This window comes from Cupriavidus sp. 2TAF22 (assembly GCF_052115045.1).
In the GTDB taxonomy this organism is placed as follows: Bacteria; Pseudomonadota; Gammaproteobacteria; order Burkholderiales; family Burkholderiaceae; genus Cupriavidus.
Map to the genome: position 1 here is coordinate 84,413 of NZ_JBFRFX010000028.1, position 16,747 is coordinate 101,159.

The window sequence follows — 16,747 nt, forward strand, 5'->3', positions numbered from 1 at the left end:
CGCCGGAGCCTTTTGCGGGCATTGGATGTACTGCCAGGCAAGAGGCTGCACGGCGCCCTATTGGCGGGTCCCCGTCCCGCCCCGCAGCACATCCCGCGCCACGATCAGCTTCTGCACCTCCGTCGCGCCCTCATAGATCCGCAGCGCCCGTATCTCCCGGTACAGGCTCTCCATGATGCCCCCGACCTGCACGCCGCGCGCGCCGAACAGCTGCAGCGCGCTGTCCACCACGGCTTGCGCGTTCTCGGTGGCGACCATCTTCGCCATTGCCGCCTCGCGCGTGGTCGGGACCTTCTGTACGTCGCGCTGCCATGCCGCGCGGTAGGTGAGCAGGGCGGCGGCATCGATCATCGCGGCCATTTCGCCGAGCCTGGCCTGGGTGAGCTGCATCTCGGCGAGGGCGGCGCCGAACAATTGCCGTGAGCTGGCGTGCGCCAGCGCCTCGTCGAAGGCGCGGCGGGCAAAGCCGAGCGCGGCGCCGGCCACGGAGACGCGGAAGATGTCGAGCGTGCGCATGGCGAGCTTGAATCCTTCCCCGGGCCCGCCCAGCAGGCGGTCCGCGGGAATCCGCATGGCATCGAAGCGCAGCGTTGCCAGCGGGTGGGGCGCCATCACGTCGATGCGCTCGGCGATGGAGAAGCCCGGGTCGTCCGGATAGACCACGAAGGCGGAGATGCCGCGCGTGCCGGGTGCTTCGCCGGTGCGCGCAAACAGCACGTAGATATCGGCGATGCCGCCGTTGGAGATCCAGGTCTTCTCGCCGCTCACCACGTAGTGCGCGCCGTCGCGGCGCGCGCTGCATGACATGGCTCCGACGTCGGAGCCCGCCTCCTTTTCCGACAGGGCGAAGGCGGGAATCAGCTCGCCGCGCATCACGCTGGGCAAGACTTGCGCCTTGAGCGCTTCGGAGCCGGCCAGGCTGATCGGCCGCTGCCAAGGCCTTGCATGGCGAATGAGAAATCGGCGAGCCCGTCGCGATACGCCAGTGCTTCGCGCGCGAGTGCCAGGCGGCGCGATTCGATCCCGGATGCCAGGCCGCCATACGCAGCCGGCACGCACGCGCGCAGCAAACCGGCCTTGCCCAGCCCGGCAACCAGCCGGCGGCACGATGCGTCGACCTGGCGGTGATCGACATTGTCGAGCGCGCCCCCATCCGCAAACTCATCCACGTCCTGCACGAAGGCACGGTGCCCGGGATCGAAGAAGGGCCATGCAAGGAAGTCACGCTGGTGCGTCGGCGAGAAGGCATGTCGGCTCATATCGCGTCCCTGAGAGAGTGGATGCGACTCAGCGTAGTTCATACGCATGAGTATGTAAACCAACGAGCATCTTCACCATTCTTCACCGTAAGCCCCGTCTGATAGGGATTTCACGAGGGATCCCACGCTTGCCTTATCCAGCTCCGTTACCTAGCATACTGATGCGTATGTTCATGGAAGCGCTCCCGGAAGACCATCGATGACGCTGATCTGGTGCCCCTCGCTGGACCCTGCCGCCGCACGCTGGCAAGCGCAGGCACGCGAACTGCCTGCCGACGCCGGCACGCGGCTCTCGCCTGCCGAGGCGCGCGAGTGCGGGCTGCTCAAGATGTTCCGGCCCCGGCCCCAGGCTGGCCTGACCGCATCGGTCAGCGCGGTGGTTGCCGCGGTGGAGGCGCTCTCGGGTTCCTCCACGCAACGAGCCGCGCTGCTGGCCGCCGTGCTGGCGGGCGCCGCCCCGGTCCTGCAACTTGGCAGCAACCAGCAGAAGAAGGCATGGCTGGGTCAGCTTGGCGACGGCGACACCCTGCCGCCCCTGCTGGTCGGGTCCGACGACGACACCGCGGGCGATGCTGGCTTCAGCGCCATCCCGGATGCACAGGCGTGGGCCTTGCGCGGCACGGGGCGCGCGCCGGCCGCTTGCGAGCTGGCCGGCGCCTTCGTCGTGTTTGCTGCCCAGCCTCGTGAACGGGGTCCGGCACAGCTGTCCGCCTTCATCGTGCCGCGCGACACGGCCGGCATCGACATCGGGAATGAAGATGGCTACGACATCGCAGGCGAACGACTGACGCTGGACGCGCGCCTGCCGTCGTCGCGCCTGCTCGGCGCAGCGGGAAGCGCGGGCGCCGCGCTGGCGTGCTCGGCCGCATGGCGCCGGATTGCGGCCGCGGCGCAGGCCACCGGGCTTTGCCTAGCCGCGTACGAGCAAGCCTGCCGCGTCGTGCAGCTGGAAGACAGCGGCGCCACGCCATCGCACGCGGCAATCACGCTGGCGTCGTGCGCCACCGCCATCTCGGCCGCACGCATGATGCTGTACGAGGCTGCACGCGCCACCGACAAGGGCGAGGACATCCTGCTGCTCAGCGCCATGGCGATGTTGTCGGCCAACGAATGCGCCGATCGCGTCATGGCGGCCACCGTGCAGATCGCCGGCGGCCATCCCGCCGCCGATGCCGCGCGCATGCAAGCGCTGCTGCGCGCGCGGCGTATGCAGCAGGCCGCAGCGGGTGCCAACGCCTCGCAAGCGCAAACAGCGCTGCTGGCCGGCGCCATCGCCCCTTCATCGCACACCACAAAAGGAGGCATGCGCGCCATGCGCAAGAGTCCATCCACTCCCACGCCCGCATCCGCGGCCACGGCCACGGCGCGCACTAGCGAGACGCACGGCCGCGTCAGCGAGATCCTCGATGCCGCCGCCAATGCCTTCACCCAGCAAAGCTACGACGCCACCACGCTCGACTACATCGGCGATGTGATCGGCGTCACCAAGGGCAGCATCTACTACCACTACCGCAGCAAGGCCGACCTGTTCGTGGCGGTGTACCGCCGCGCCATGGAAATGAATATCGAGACGATCACGCCGATCGCGCAGCAGCAGGGCGCGCGCGCCATCGACCGGCTCTACCGCATGGCCTATGCGCATTCGCTGCAGGTGATGAAGCATCTCTCCTACCAGCGCCTGGCGGTGCAGGGGCTGGAGGCGCAGCTGATGGACCGCGTGACCGACGAGCAGCGCGCGCAGCTCAAGGAAGTGATCGGGCTGCGCGACCACTACGAGAAGCTGTTCGTGCAGGTGATCACGCAAGCCATCGATGCCGGCGATCTCCCGCAGCAAAGCCCACGCCTGGCGGTGAAGCCGCTGTTCGGCGCCATCAACGGCACCACCATGTGGTACCAGCCACGCGCCGGCGAGACCGCGGCCGACCGCGAACGCATTGCATCGCAACTGGCGGGATTCGTCGTGTCCGGCCTGATGCAGACGTACCGGCCGCTGGCCGATACCGGCTCCAAAGTCGCGCGCGAAACAGGCTGAAGCCAGCAGCGGCTCGCTCTCAAAAAACATAGAACTGGAGACACGCATGCAAACGCGATACATGGCCACCGAAGCCGGCACCACGGCACCCGACGCCGCCAGATGGTCCGCCGTGGCCGAGTGGTACCACGCCTACTTCACCGGCCTGGTCATGACCATGGTCACCCGCCGCGGCGCCCGCGAAGCGGCCGAGCTGGTGTTCCACATCTTCCGCCGCCAGCACCTCGAGCGCTTCCTCCCCGGGCTGGAGAAACTCGGCCTGCAAGGCCTGCCGCCCGCCGTGGCGGCCGCGCGCTATCACTACCTCTCCAACGCCATCGGCGGCGTCAGGGTCGAGTACATGGAAGAATCGCCGCAGAAAGCCTGGGTACGCTACGCGCCGCCGCGCTGGGCCTGGCACGGCACCGCCGTCTGCGCCATTCCCGGCGAAGTCTCGCGCGCGGTGCTGCGCGGCTGGCACGCGCACAACGGCGTGTCGCTCGGCACGCAGCGCCTGGGCTTCGTCTGCACCAAGCAGACCATGGATGGGCAGCCCGGGCTCGAAGGCTACTACTGCGAGTACGACCACGACATCACGCCCGACGAACGCCTGCGCTTCGCGCGCGGCGAAGAAGCGCCCGACTTCGATTCCGCGCAGGCGCCAGTGCTGCTCACCGCAAACTGGCCGGCGGAACGGCTGCAGAAAGCGCGCCGCAACTACGCGATGGAATACGTGCGCACCGCGCTGCCCGAACTGATCGGCCTGCATGGCCCGTTCGACGCCGCCTATCTCGGCGGCATCACCGGCCAGCTGATCGGCATGCAGTTCTACAGCGAGACCGCCGCCGCCATGGGCCTGCCCGACCACGGCGACGCCATGGACTTCGCCCGCTTCATGGTGGCGCTGGCGCGCGCCCAGGGCGACGAAGCCGAACTCCTCACCGGCGGCGGCAATCCCCGTGTGCGGCAGACCAGCTGGAAGCTCATGTCCGGCATTGGCAACCTGCACGGCGCCGCTTTCGATGCATGGAACTGCCTGCTCGACGGCGCGCTCAGCGCGCACAACCGGCACCTGGCGCTGAAGGTGAGGCGGCGGCTGGATGAGGGGGATGCGGGCTTTGAGTGGGAGATTGCGCCGCGGGGGAAGCCGGGGAAGTTTTGAGATAGCCGTGAGCCCCAAGGCCATCCAGCAAGCCGCAACCAAGCCGACGCATCACCCATCGCCATCGGAGACCGCCGTGAAACTCAAGCACCTTGTCTGGCTGGCCACCTTCGCCATCACCGCCCTCACGGGAACCCGCGCGCTTGCCGCGGACGACTTCCCCACCAAGCCCATCCGCCTCATCTCCCCGCACCAGGCCGGCACCACCACCGAACTCTTCGGCCGCCTGCTCGCGCCGGAAATGAGTGAGCTGCTTGGTCAGTCCGTTGTCATCGAACCCAAGGCAGGCGCTGCGGGCACCATCGGGGCGCGTGAGGTCGCGATCAGCAAGCCGGATGGGTACACCGTGTTGATCAATGCGTCCATCCAGGTCATGTACCCCGGGATGTTCAAGCATCTGCCGTTTGACCCGGCCAAGGACTTTACGCCGGTGGGCGTATTTGGCTTTGCGCCTATGGTGGTTGTGGTGGGGGCGCAGTCGAAGCTCACCAGCTTTCAGGACATGCTTGATACTGCGCGGGCTAACCCCGGCAAGCTGACGTTTGCTTCTGGCGGGCTTGGGTCGTTGCCGCATCTGGTTGGCGAGCTGGTCAATCTGCGCAGTGGCACGCGGATCGCTCACGTGGCCTACAACGGGACCGGGCAGGCCGTGACCGACGTCACGGGCGGGCATGTCGACGTCCTCTATGCGTCGGTGGCCAGTGCCGTGCCGTTGATCAAGGGCGGGAAGTTGCGGGCATTGGCCGTGACCTCTGCCGCGCGCATCGACTCGCTGCCTAATGTGCCCACGATTGCTGAATCGGGGTTAGCGGATTTTGATGTTACATCGTGGTATGCGATGTGGGCACCCAAGGGGACGCCGCCCGAGGTGGTTGCGCGGCTTAATAAAGCGATGCGGGATGCTTCCACGCTAGCTGCCGTACAGCGGCGGCTGAACGACAATGGCGTGCTTGCGAGCAAGCTCACGCCAGATGAGTTCACAAAGTTCTCGGCGCGGGAGGGTGTTAAGTGGCTGGAGGTGATGAGGCAGGCTGGTGTGCAGGCGAATTGAGACTTTGCGCACAGCGTTGCGCAGACGTACGCAAGAGTATTGAGGGTTACAGCGGAGCAACAGACCTGGCTTGGTATGCGCAAGCCAGGTCTGTTGTTCAAGGTCAGGCGTTGGAGCCCAGCTCTTCAGTAGCCAGCGCGCCGGCTTGCTGTGGCGTGCGCGAGAGGAAGCCAAATACCGCGACAGCCGACAGGACGGTGATGACCGTCAGCACGTGCAGCAGCATGCGGAAGGCGTCTCCGTAACCGGCGACCAGCAGTTGGTGGCTGACTTGCGGCAGCGCCTCGGCAGCGTGCGCCAAGTCTCCGGTAGCGAGCCGTTGTGCCGCTTCGCTGACCTTCCCGGCAGTCGATCCGGCTTCTGCCGGCACCGCGCTCAGGCTGACCTGTGCAATGGCAGCCAGGACAGCGCTGACCGTGGCGAGAGCGATCCCCTCACCCGCCACGCGCGTCGTATTGAAGATGCCCGTTGCCATCCCCGCGCGTTCCTTGGGTACCACGCTCACTGCGAGACCATCCATCAGGCCCCAAGGCATGCCAGCGCCGATACCAATCAAAAGCATCGGCCCCACCACGGCAAAGCCGGCAGCGCCGACGTCGATCTGGCTGAACCAGTGAAGGCCAACTGCGGCGATGAGGAACCCAATGCCCGAGAGCATGCCGGCGGAGACCCAGCGAGTCAGCGTGGCGACCAGCACGGGGACAACCAACATCGGTGCCGACAGTGCAATCATGAGGATGCCTGCATCGATTTCGCTCATGCCTTCGATGCCGATGAACCGCAGCGGCAGCATCACCACGAGCACGATGTAGCTGTAGCACGTGCCGATGGGGAGCATCTGCACACCAACAAAGCGCGGAATGCGGAACAGGCTCAGGTCGAGCATCGGGCGCGCCGAGCGAGATTCGACATAGATGAAAATGGCCAGCGTCAGTGCCGCGGCAGCGAGCGAACCCGCGACAAGCGCGCTGGACCAACCACTTTCGGGTGCCTGGATGACGGCGAACGTGAACAGGACCAGTGTGGCGGTGAACGAGATGGTACCGGGCCAATCGAGACCCTGCGCGTTGGGGTCGCGGGTCTCACGCATGCGCGGCACGCCGAACAGCATGGCAGCTGCGCCAACCAGGGCCGTCGACAGGAACACGGAGCGCCAACCGAACGCATCGATGAGCACGCCGCCCAGGAGCGGGCCGAAGGCGAGGCCGATGCCGAAGCTCGTGCCCAGCATGCTGAATGCACGGGTGCGCGCGTGGCCGTCGAACTCCTGCGCCAGTGCTGCGGTACCGCCGGACAGTGCCGCAGCGGCCGCAATCCCCTGGACGGCACGCAGGATATCGAGCCACGCGACCGACGGCGCGGCAGCGAGTGCCAGCGACGTGAGCACGAAGAAGCCGATGCCGATGGCGAACAAACGCTTGCGGCCATAGACGTCGGCCAGCGCCCCGGCCGCCATCAGCAGGCTGCCGAAGCTGAGCATGAAGGCGTTGGTGATCCAGGTCAGCGAGACCGCACTGCCGCCGAGCTCGCGGCCGATGGCGGGCGTGGAGACTGCACCGCCGGTGAAGCTTAGTGGCAGCACGATTGCGGCCATGCAGACCGCTAGCAGGATGAGAGGTTTGCCGCGCTCGGAAGCGTGACTGTCAGTTGAGGAATCTGGCGATTTCATTGGTGACTTTGATAATGGATTGGATGCCGTCAATGGCATCGAGATGCTCGAATCTGGGTGCGATCCGCCAACGGCGGTTGGGTGCAGAATCCAACGATGCGTGTTTGGCGGGAGGGAGATTGCGCGTGCCGCTCACCGCAGCGATTGGCCGCATGTCGGCGGCGCAGGAAGGCGGAAATGTAGCGCTTGACGCCTCCTGGATAAAGGCTTCGAATGGCGACTCACCGTATCCAGAATCGAAACAATCGCGGACTTCTGAATCAGCGCTTCACGACGCTGGTTTCCTTCGGCTCGTCTGCCTTGGCGCTATCCGCAACCGAAGCATCACCCCAACCGCCACCAAGCGCGCGGATCAGGTTCACCGTGGCCGCGGCCTGCACGCTCTGCAATTGCACCGCTGCCCGCTTCGTCTGCAGCGCAGTGCGCTCAGCGTCAATGACATCAAGGAAGTTGATGGCACCCTCGGTGTACTGCATGCGCGAAATATCCGCGGCTCGCGTAGCCGACTGCACCGCCTCGGCCTGGGTCTGCTTCTGCCCTTCCAGGATGCGCAGGTCCGACAAACCATCTTCCACCTCGCGGAATGCGGTCAGCACCTGTTGACGGTACTTCGCCACGTCTTCCTCGTAGGCGGCGCGCGCATTGGCCAGGTTGGCGGTACGGCGACCACCATCGAACAGCGGGATGTTCAGCGACGTGCCGGCCAGCGGCCCGAGCAGGAACGCGCGGCTGCTCCACTTGAACAGGTCGCCCAGCGTGGCCGACTCGAATCCGCCCACGCCCGTGATGGTGAGCGACGGGAAGAATGCCGCCTTTGCAATGCCGATCCGCGAATTCGCGGAAGCCATTGCGCGCTCGGCGGCGGCGATGTCCGGACGACGCTCGATCAGCGACGACGGCAGGCCTGCCGGGATTCGCAGGTTGACGGCTTCGATGGGCGCCGCGGGCATCGAGAACTCGGCAGGCGTCTTGCCGAGCAAGACGGCCAGGCTATGTTCGGACGCCGCACGCAGACGCTGCACCGACATCGCATCGGAGCGTGCGGTGGCTAGTTCCGCCTTGGCGCGCGCGACGTCGAGTTCGCCGATGTCGCCTTCGTCGAACCGGCGTTGCACCAGTTTGAGCGCCTGTTCACGCAGGCTCACCGTGTTGGCGAACACTTCAGCCTCGGCATCGAGACCGCGCAGCGTGAAGTAGTTCTGCGCCACGTCGGCCTGCAACGCGAGCTGCACCGAGCGGAACAGCGCTTCGCTCTGCTGCATGTCCGCCTTGGCTGCGTCCACCGACGATGCCACGCGGCCGAACAGGTCGACTTCGTACGAGGCGCTGGCCTGCGCGCGCCACAACGTCTGCTGCGGGATCGTGGTGCCGTCAGGCTGGCGCAGCGAGGCACCAGACACCTGCTGGCGTGTCGGGCCGAAGCCCGCGTCGAGCGTGGGGAACAGGCCTGCACGTGCAGCCTGGTTCAGGGCCCTCGCCTCCTTCAGCCGCGCGGCGGCGGCAGCCAGGTTCTGATTCGCCTCGAGCGCCTGCTGTTCCAGCGCATTGAGCTTGTCGTCGCCGAAGATGGTCCACCATTCGCCGCGCGAGAGTTCCTCGGACGGCCTGGCGGTCTGCCAGGTGCCGGCTTCCGCCGGCTTCAGCGTGGTCTGCGTCCAGTCAGCCGGCGCCTCCTTGAAGCTGGTGCCGGCGCCGTCAGGCACGGCAGGCTTGTTGTAGGTCGGTGCCAGCGAGCAGCCGGCCAGAACAAGCAGGGACGCCAGCAACATCGAGCCCTTGCTCAGCCATTGGGTCATGGATGAGTTCATGATGATCTCCTTGGTTTCCCTGTTCATTGCGCCGAAGCCGACTTGACGACGTGCAGCGGGTGCCCAGCGTGCAGCGGTTCGGCATGCGTGTGGTGCTTGTCAACAATCGGCTTGCTACCAGCCATCTTGCGCAGCGCCACGTAGAACACCGGCGTCAGCAGCAGGCCGAACAACGTCACGCCCAGCATCCCGAAGAACACCGCGATGCCCATCGCACGACGCATTTCCGAGCCGGCGCCGGTCGACATCACCAGGGGAATCACGCCCATGATGAAAGCGAACGAGGTCATCAGGATCGGGCGCAGGCGCAGCCGGCTCGCCTCGATGGCGGCCTGCATGATGGTGCGGCCCTGCATTTCCAGCTCGCGAGCGAACTCCACGATCAGGATGGCATTCTTCGCGGATAGCCCCACCAGCACCATCAGGCCAATCTGCGTGAAGATGTTGTTGTCGCCGTTGGTCAGCCACACACCGAGCAGCGCCGACAGGATGCTCATCGGCACGATCAGGATGATGGCCAGCGGCAGCGTCAGGCTTTCGTACATCGCGGCCAGCACCAGGAATACCAGCAGTACGCTGATGGGGAACACCCACATGGCGGCGTTACCGGCCAGGATTTGCTGATACGTCAGGTCGGTCCACTCCATCTTGATGCCGCGCGGCAGCGTTTCGGCGGCAATGCGCTCGATGGCGGCCTTGGCCTGGCCCGACGAGTAACCGGGCGCCGGGCCACCGTTGATGTCTGCTGCGGTGAAGCCGTTGTAGCGCACCACCATTTCCGGACCATAGGTCGGCGTGACCTTCACCAGCGACGACAGCGGCACCATTTCACCGGCGGCGTTGCGCGTCTTGAGTTGCAGGATGTCGGCGGCGGTGGCGCGGAACTGCTGGTCAGCCTGGGCACGCACCTGATACACGCGACCGAACTTGTTGAAGTCGTTCACGTACAGCGAACCGAGGTAGATCTGCATGGTATCGAACACGTCGGTCACCGGCACGCCGAGCTGCTTGGCCTTCACGCGGTCCAGGTCGACGTCGAGTTGCGGCACGTTGATCTGGTAGCTCGTGAACATCGGGCCCAGTTCCGGCGCCCTGGAGGCGGCCTTGATGAATGCCTGCGTCGCCTCGTTGAGCGCTTCGTAGCCAAGTGCGCCACGGTCTTCGAGCTGGAGCTTGAAACCACCCAGCGTACCCAGGCCCGACACCGGTGGCGGCGGGAACGTGGCGATCTGCGCGCCCTTGATCTGGGCAAACTTGGCGTTCAGCGCGGCAGCAATCTCCGCAGCCGATTCGCCAGGGCCGCGCTCCTTCGACGGCTTGAGCACCGGGAACACCAGGCCGCTGCTCGACGAGTTGGTGAGGCCATTCACCGACAAGCCCGGGAACATCGGGGCATGCACCACGCCCGGTTGCTTCAGCACGATTTCACCCATCTGGCGCACCACGTCTTCGGTGCGGTCCAGCGAAGCACCGGCCGGCAGTTGCGCGATGCTGACCAGGTAGTCCTTGTCCTGCGCCGGCACGAAACCGCCCGGCACAATCTTGCCCATCAACAGGGCCAGCGCCAGCAGCAGTCCGTATAGGACGAACATGATGAGCTTGCGCTGGATCACGCCGCCCACGCCCTTGCCGTAAGATTCCGAGCCGCGCTGGAACACCTTGTTGAAGCCGTTGAAGAACGGGCCGAGGATGCGGTCCATCACGCGGGTCAGACGGTCCTTCGATGCGTGGTGGTCCTTGAGCAGCAGCGCAGCCAGGGCCGGCGACAACGTCAGCGAGTTGAATGCCGAGATGACCGTCGAGATGGCGATCGTCATGGCGAACTGCTGGTAGAACTGGCCGGTCAGGCCCGACATCGAAGCCAGCGGCACGAACACGGCTACCAGCGTCAGGGCGATGGCGATAATCGGCCCGCTCACCTCCTGCATGGCCTTGTACGTAGCCGCACGAGGCGACAAACCTGCCGAGATATTGCGCTCGACGTTTTCCACGACCACGATGGCGTCATCGACCACGATACCAATGGCGAGCACCATACCGAATAGCGACAATGCGTTGATGGTGTAGCCGAACGCATGCATCAGCGTGAACGTGCCGATGATGGAGACGGGCACGGCCAGCAGGGGAATCAACGAAGCACGCCAGGTCTGCAGGAAGATGATGACCACCAGCACCACCAGCGCGATGGCTTCGAACAGCGTGTGAACCACCGCGTCGATACTCTCCTGCACGAAGCGCGTCGGATCGTAGACGATTTCGGCCTTCACGCCGTCGGGCATGTCCTTCTGCAGTTCGGCCACGATGGCGCGCACGTCATCCGAAATCTGCAGCGAGTTCGCACCCGGCTGCTGGAAGATGACGATTTGTACCGCATCCTTGTTATCGAGCATCGCACGCAGTGCGTACTCCGATGACGACAGTTCGATGCGTGCTACGTCCGACAGGCGCACCACGCCACCCTCAGGCGTGGTCTTGAGGATGATGCCGCGGAACTGCTCTTCCGTTTTAAGCCGACCTTGTGCGTTTACGCTCAGCTGCATCGGCACGTTTGCGGCCATCGGCGATGCACCGATGATACCGGCCGCCACCTGCACGTTCTGTTCGCGAATCGCCTTGACCACGTCGGTGGCCGTCATGTTCTGGCGGGCCACCTTCTGCGGATCGAGCCAGACGCGCATCGAGTAGTCACCGGCGCCCCACAGCGCGACCTCACCGACGCCGGGCACACGGGCGAGCCGGTCCTTGACGTTGATGAGCGCGTAATTGCGCAGGTAGGTCAGGTCGTATTTTCCATTCGGCGAGACAACGTTCACGCCCATGGTCAACGTCGGTGACGACTTGACCGTGGTTACACCCAGGCGTTGGACGTCTTCAGGAAGACGCGGCATCGCCTGGTTGACGCGGTTCTGCACGAGCTGTGCAGCCTTGTCCGGATCGGTGCCGAGCTTGAACGTGACGGTGGTGGTCATGTTGCCGTCGCTGTTGGCCTGCGACTGCATGTACAGCATGTCCTCGACGCCGTTGATTTTCTCTTCGAGCGGCGAGGCGACGGTTTCCGCGATGACCTTCGGATTGGCGCCTGGATACTGCGCACGCACCACCACCGAAGGCGGCGCCACTTCCGGGTATTCGGCCGTGGGCAGCTTGAAGAGCGAGATCACGCCGCCAAGCAGGATAATCACCGACAGCACGCCCGCGAAGATGGGCCGGTCGATGAAGAACTTAGAGATGTTCATGATGTGACTCCGTTGCCCCGTATCAGGCTGCCGACTTGGTGTTACCTGCGCTCACCATGTCGACGCTGCGCGCCTTGACGGTGTCGTTCGGGCGCACGCGCTGGACGCCGTTGACGACGATGCGCTCACCCGGCTTCAGACCGGTTGCCACGATGCGCAAGCCTTCATGGAGCGCGCCCAGGGTGATTTCGCGGTATTGCACGCGGTTGCTTGCGTCGACCACGAGGACATACTTCTTGGCCTGGTCCGTACCGATGGCGGCGTCGTCAACCATGACGACGGGTTGCACCTGGCCACCGCCGACCTTGACGCGGGCGTAGAGGCCCGGCACCAGCGCGCCGTCAGCGTTGTCGATACGAGCGCGAACGCGGATGGTGCCGGACGTGGTGTCGAGATGGTTGTCGACCGAGACGATCACGCCCTTGCGCGAGTAGCCCGCTTCGTCAGCGAGGCCCAGTTCAACCGGCATCGGCGAATTGGCACCGCGACGCAGCGTGCGCAGGTAGGTCTGTTCGTCGGCGTCGAACGAGGCGTAGATCGGCGACACCGACACCAGCGTGGTGAGCAGCGGCGCACCGGCGCCCACCGATACGATGTTGCCAACCGTCAGTTCGGCGCGCGACACGCGGCCTGCTACCGGCGCCACGACGTTGGTGTACGAGAGCGTCACCCTGGCTGCCTCGAGCGCGGCACGCGCGGCCTTGAGGCTTGCCGATGCTTCGCGCGCGGCATTGTGCTTCTCGTCGAAGTCCCGGCGGGCGATGGCGTTGCTTTCGATCAGGCGGTCGGCACGGGCTGCATCGCTGGAGGTGTAGCTGGCGCGTGCCTCGGCAGCAGCCAGTTGCGCGGCAGCACGGTCGACTTCAGCTTGATAGGGGCGCGGGTCGATGGTGAAGAGCGAGTCGCCCTTCTTGACGAGCTGGCCGTCCTTGAACTGGACCGCCACGATCTTGCCAGGCACCAGCGGACGAATCTCGACCTTGTCGATGGCTTCTAGCCGGCCCGAGTAGTCTTGCCATTCCACGATGGATTGGCTCACCACGGTGGCGGCGTCTACATCGATGGCTGGCGCGGCGGGTGCAGGGGAGGCAGCCGTAGCGCTCGCCACCGAGCCGTCGCTGCCATGGGTGAGCGCCAGGCCCGCCACACCCACGACAAGCAGCATCCCAACTGCCATCGTGAGTTTCTTGCGATTGGTAGTCATGATTCAGATTCCTTTTCCGTCTTAAAGTCGTTTCAAAGCAAATCGGGTGCTTCGGTCCAGGAGCTCCATCCATTCGCTACGTCGCGCGGGTGTGGCTCTAGCTTGGAAACCAGTATTACTCTCGCGCGAGCATCGATAAAGACTCGTTTCTTGGTCACTTTGTGTCCCCTATGGATACAATCTGGAAGAAGAGGAGCCCAGGCGCGTCTTGTGTGTAGCGACACGGGTGAACACCTGCATTGCCTGAAGCTGTGCGGCGGCCAGTGCGACGCACACGTGTTTCTAATGTGGGAACTACAGTGCCGCGCAGACGCTTAAGGCGACGTTCCGTTTGATTTCTGGCGGAGCGCCTTGGCGAGGTCGGCGATGTATTCATCCCTCAACCCGCAGTCGAACAGCGCGCGATCCAGCTTGTGGACGTACTCGGCGTTGGAACCAAACGATCCCTTGGCGACGGCGACGATGGATGCGACGCTTTCCACGCTTGCGTCCCGCTCGTACTGGATGCCGGCGGTATTGGCGACGAACACAATGCCGGTCACCCGGGAGCCATCGGCCAGCGCCAACGAGGCCCAGGTGGGCACGTAAGCGCCCGCGATCATTTCGCGCACCCACAGGACTTGAAGGTCTTCCTCGAGATGAACCGAGGTCAACCGGAGCGCAACCCCTTGCGTGGTGCCTCCTTGCTCGAGTGCCAGCATTCTTCCTGGCGCGTCCGATGACGCGCGGCCCGCCACCATCCGCAGACAGAAGCTGCGGCGCCAACCGTGGAGAGTCGCCACGTCGCGCCTGTCGAAAGTGAGCAATGGGTTCCACATCAGGGACCCATAGGCGAAGACCCAGATGTCCTCGCCGGGAGGCCTGGCGCGCATCGTTGCCGCGAGCGAGGCGTCAATCTGGGCGCGGGTCCAGATTAGGGCTTTGGGGAGGGCTAAGGTCCCCAGCCAGGCTCCTGAATGAATTGATTCTCTCGTGTACATGCTCTCTCGCTTGGCCGCAGTCGGCCTAGGGGGATCGCGAATCGGTCTGCTGATGCCGCGGCTATGGCAGCATTGTTGGTGTCGGAAGCCACTTGATAAACATGCTAATCTGGGACTCTTTGTCTCCGGTTAGGACACAATGTCTGATCGCTTGGATGCTTCCGTTTCAGATATCGAGGCTTTCGTCGCCGTCGCCCGAAGCAGCAGCTTCACGCGCGCGGCCGAGGGATTGGGAACAAGCAAGTCAAACGTCGGCAAGTCGGTTCAGCGACTCGAAGCGGCACTTGGCACTCGCCTGTTTCAGCGCACTACGCGCGCGGTTCGGCTCACCGAAGACGGTGAGACGTATCTGATCGCGTCGGAGACTGCGCTTGAAGGACTGCGTGAGGCTGGCCAGGCATTGGCGGCCCGGCGCGCCGAGCCCATGGGCAAGGTGCGGCTCGATCTGCCTGCCGGCTTCGGGCGCCTTCTGTTTCCTGCGCTTGCCGAACTCCGCGTGAAATACCCTCGCCTGAGCTATGAGCTCGCGCTCACCGACCGCATGTCCGACGCGGTCTCCGAAGGCTGGGATATCGTCGTGCGCATCGGAGCCCTGCCGAACGATGGCGAAATGACCGTCCGGAAGCTGTGCGATTTGCGCCTGGGGCTCTACGCCGCGCCCACCTATCTGAAGCAACGCGCCGAAATTCGCTCGCCGGCAGACCTGCCTGGCCACGACGCCATCGTGTTCCGAGGGCCCACTGGCCGGCTGCGGCCTTGGAAGGTGGCCGACGGTCCGCATATCAAAGAGCTGTCGCTCAATCCCGTGCTGGCGCTGGCCGATGGTCACGCTCTGGTGGAAGCCGCCGTGCAAGGTTTCGGCATCGCGCAAATCCATGACCGCGTCGCGCAGCCGCATGTCGACGCGGGCCGATTGACCCACATCCTTCCTGGCTCTGACGTGCCCGGGCCTCCTGTACACGCCATGATTCCGCTGGGCCTGAAAATGCCGGCCAAGACACGCGCCGTACTGAACCAGATCGTGGCGGCTTTGCAGCGGACAGACTAGCGTCGTCGAGCTGCGGCCCGGAGGATGCAGTGGCCGCTCCTGCTTTGTATTGTCTCCAACCCGGAGACACAGCGCATCATTTTGACCTGTTTATCCTGATCCGGGCGATCACTACAGTTGGGTCTGTTGGCGCGACGGACCCGGTGGTTCGAAGCGCAACGCTAACGAAACCCACTGGACCGAATCATGAAACTCTACATCGCCCAAGCCACTTGCTCCCTCGCAGTCCAACTGATTGCCAATGAGCTGGGTCTGAACCCGGAACTGATTCACTACGATGTGTTCGGCAAGAGCACGTCGAACGGCGACAACTTCGCAGAGGTCAACCCTCTCGGGTATGTGCCGGTCCTCGCCCTCGACAACGACCAGGAAGACCTGCTGACCGAAACGACCATCATCACGTCGTACCTTGCGGACCAACATCCGGAAGCGGGCCTGATCCCTGCGCATGGCACGCTCGAGCGCGTGAAGCTGGATCAGCTGCTCACGTTCATCGCAACGGAAATTGCGCAGAAGCACATCCCGCTGATGCGCAAGCTGCAGACGGAAGAGGGTGCGGAGTGGACTCGCAACAAGCTCGTCGTCGCATACACCACGCTGGATGAGCGCCTCGCCGATGGCCGCGCTTACCTGACCGGCGAGCAATTCACGGTGGCCGACGCGTATGTCTGGGCCACGATGTGGCACGAGCGCTCCGGCGCGCAGATTGGCCATCTGAAGAACCTCATGGCTTATATCGCACGCATCAACGCGCGTCCTTCTGCGATCAAGGCAATCAAGGACGAGACCGACATGGTCAACATCCATGAAGCCGAAAAGGCGCTCTGAGTGAAACGCTGAAGCAAGACGGGGCCGCATCCGGCCTCTAGCGTCCAACCGCTCCCCGGAAGTCGCTCATCTCCGTACGCAGGCGACGCGGTAACCGACGCGGTCATGGACAAGGTCACCGCCTGGCAGGGCCCTCACCGGTCGAAACGATGGTGAGCCTTTAACTGCCCTGCACAAAAGAATGACAGGCCCGCCCCGATCCGCAAGACAACCCAACTATTGCCCCTGCCTATGGCTCGAATAACAAACCAGTCTTAGACCTTATAGCTGCCAGCGTCCATTCTTCCTCCATCGAATCCCGATCCACACCAGATCAACCGACGGAGCAAGAACATGCAAGACATCATCGACGGCGTACTGAAGTTCCAGCGCGACGCCTTCCCCCAGCGCTCGGACCTCTTCAAGCGCCTGGCCACCAGCCAGAGCCCCAGCACCCTGTTCATCGCCTGCTCGGATAGCCGGGTGGTGCCGGAGCTGCTCACGCAGCGCGA

10 protein-coding genes and 2 pseudogenes are annotated in these 16,747 nt (G+C 64.6%); 6 read left to right on the forward strand and 6 right to left on the reverse strand.

Translation table 11 applies throughout. The features are described 5' to 3' along the window. Positions 1 to 57: 57 nt before the first annotated feature. Positions 58 to 1,259 (reverse strand): annotated as a pseudogene (locus AB4Z48_RS28425) (acyl-CoA dehydrogenase family protein). 199 nt (positions 1,260 to 1,458) lie between these two features. Here AB4Z48_RS28425 and AB4Z48_RS28430 point away from each other — a divergent pair. From AB4Z48_RS28430 to AB4Z48_RS28440, 3 genes are all read left to right on the forward strand, one after another. Beyond that, positions 1,459 to 3,291 carry a TetR family transcriptional regulator gene (locus tag AB4Z48_RS28430; RefSeq protein ID WP_441620154.1) on the forward strand — a complete coding sequence of 611 codons (1,833 nt, stop codon included), beginning with the start codon at positions 1,459 to 1,461 and terminating at the stop codon, positions 3,289 to 3,291. Between the two features lie 46 nt (positions 3,292 to 3,337). Next, positions 3,338 to 4,432, forward strand: coding sequence for a hypothetical protein (locus tag AB4Z48_RS28435; RefSeq protein WP_441620155.1), 1,095 nt, complete (start codon positions 3,338 to 3,340; stop codon positions 4,430 to 4,432). A 76-nt stretch (positions 4,433 to 4,508) separates the two neighbouring features. Next, a complete protein-coding gene (locus tag AB4Z48_RS28440) occupies positions 4,509 to 5,483 on the forward strand; it encodes a Bug family tripartite tricarboxylate transporter substrate binding protein (protein WP_441620157.1) in 975 nt (324 codons plus the stop codon). 103 nt (positions 5,484 to 5,586) lie between these two features. Here the strand turns inward: AB4Z48_RS28440 and AB4Z48_RS28445 are convergent, their stop codons facing one another. From AB4Z48_RS28445 to AB4Z48_RS28465, 5 genes are all read right to left on the reverse strand, one after another. After that, entirely contained in the window at positions 5,587 to 7,152 is a 1,566-nt protein-coding gene (locus tag AB4Z48_RS28445) for an MFS transporter (protein ID WP_441620159.1), read from the reverse strand. Between the two features lie 260 nt (positions 7,153 to 7,412). Then, entirely contained in the window at positions 7,413 to 8,960 is a 1,548-nt protein-coding gene (locus AB4Z48_RS28450) for an efflux transporter outer membrane subunit (RefSeq protein ID WP_441620161.1), read from the reverse strand. A gap of 23 nt (positions 8,961 to 8,983) precedes the next feature. After that, positions 8,984 to 12,196 (reverse strand): efflux RND transporter permease subunit, encoded by a 3,213-nt coding sequence (locus AB4Z48_RS28455; protein ID WP_441620163.1) that lies wholly within the window; start codon positions 12,194 to 12,196, stop codon positions 8,984 to 8,986. Between the two features lie 22 nt (positions 12,197 to 12,218). Beyond that, on the reverse strand, positions 12,219 to 13,400 hold the full coding sequence (locus AB4Z48_RS28460) for an efflux RND transporter periplasmic adaptor subunit (protein ID WP_441620165.1): 1,182 nt from the start codon (positions 13,398 to 13,400) through the stop codon (positions 12,219 to 12,221). A gap of 314 nt (positions 13,401 to 13,714) precedes the next feature. Beyond that, positions 13,715 to 14,380, reverse strand: coding sequence for a gamma-glutamylcyclotransferase (locus tag AB4Z48_RS28465; protein ID WP_441620167.1), 666 nt, complete (start codon positions 14,378 to 14,380; stop codon positions 13,715 to 13,717). 139 nt (positions 14,381 to 14,519) lie between these two features. Between AB4Z48_RS28465 and AB4Z48_RS28470 the strand changes: the two genes are divergently transcribed. From AB4Z48_RS28470 to AB4Z48_RS28480, 3 genes and pseudogenes are all read left to right on the forward strand, one after another. Then, the gene (locus AB4Z48_RS28470) at positions 14,520 to 15,428 is read left to right on the forward strand and encodes a LysR family transcriptional regulator (protein ID WP_441620169.1); all 909 of its coding nucleotides are present in this window, start codon (positions 14,520 to 14,522) and stop codon (positions 15,426 to 15,428) included. Between the two features lie 186 nt (positions 15,429 to 15,614). Then, positions 15,615 to 16,256 carry a glutathione S-transferase N-terminal domain-containing protein gene (locus tag AB4Z48_RS28475; RefSeq protein ID WP_441620171.1) on the forward strand — a complete coding sequence of 214 codons (642 nt, stop codon included), beginning with the start codon at positions 15,615 to 15,617 and terminating at the stop codon, positions 16,254 to 16,256. A gap of 333 nt (positions 16,257 to 16,589) precedes the next feature. Next, a pseudogene (locus tag AB4Z48_RS28480) lies at positions 16,590 to 16,747 on the forward strand (carbonic anhydrase); the annotation flags it as partial.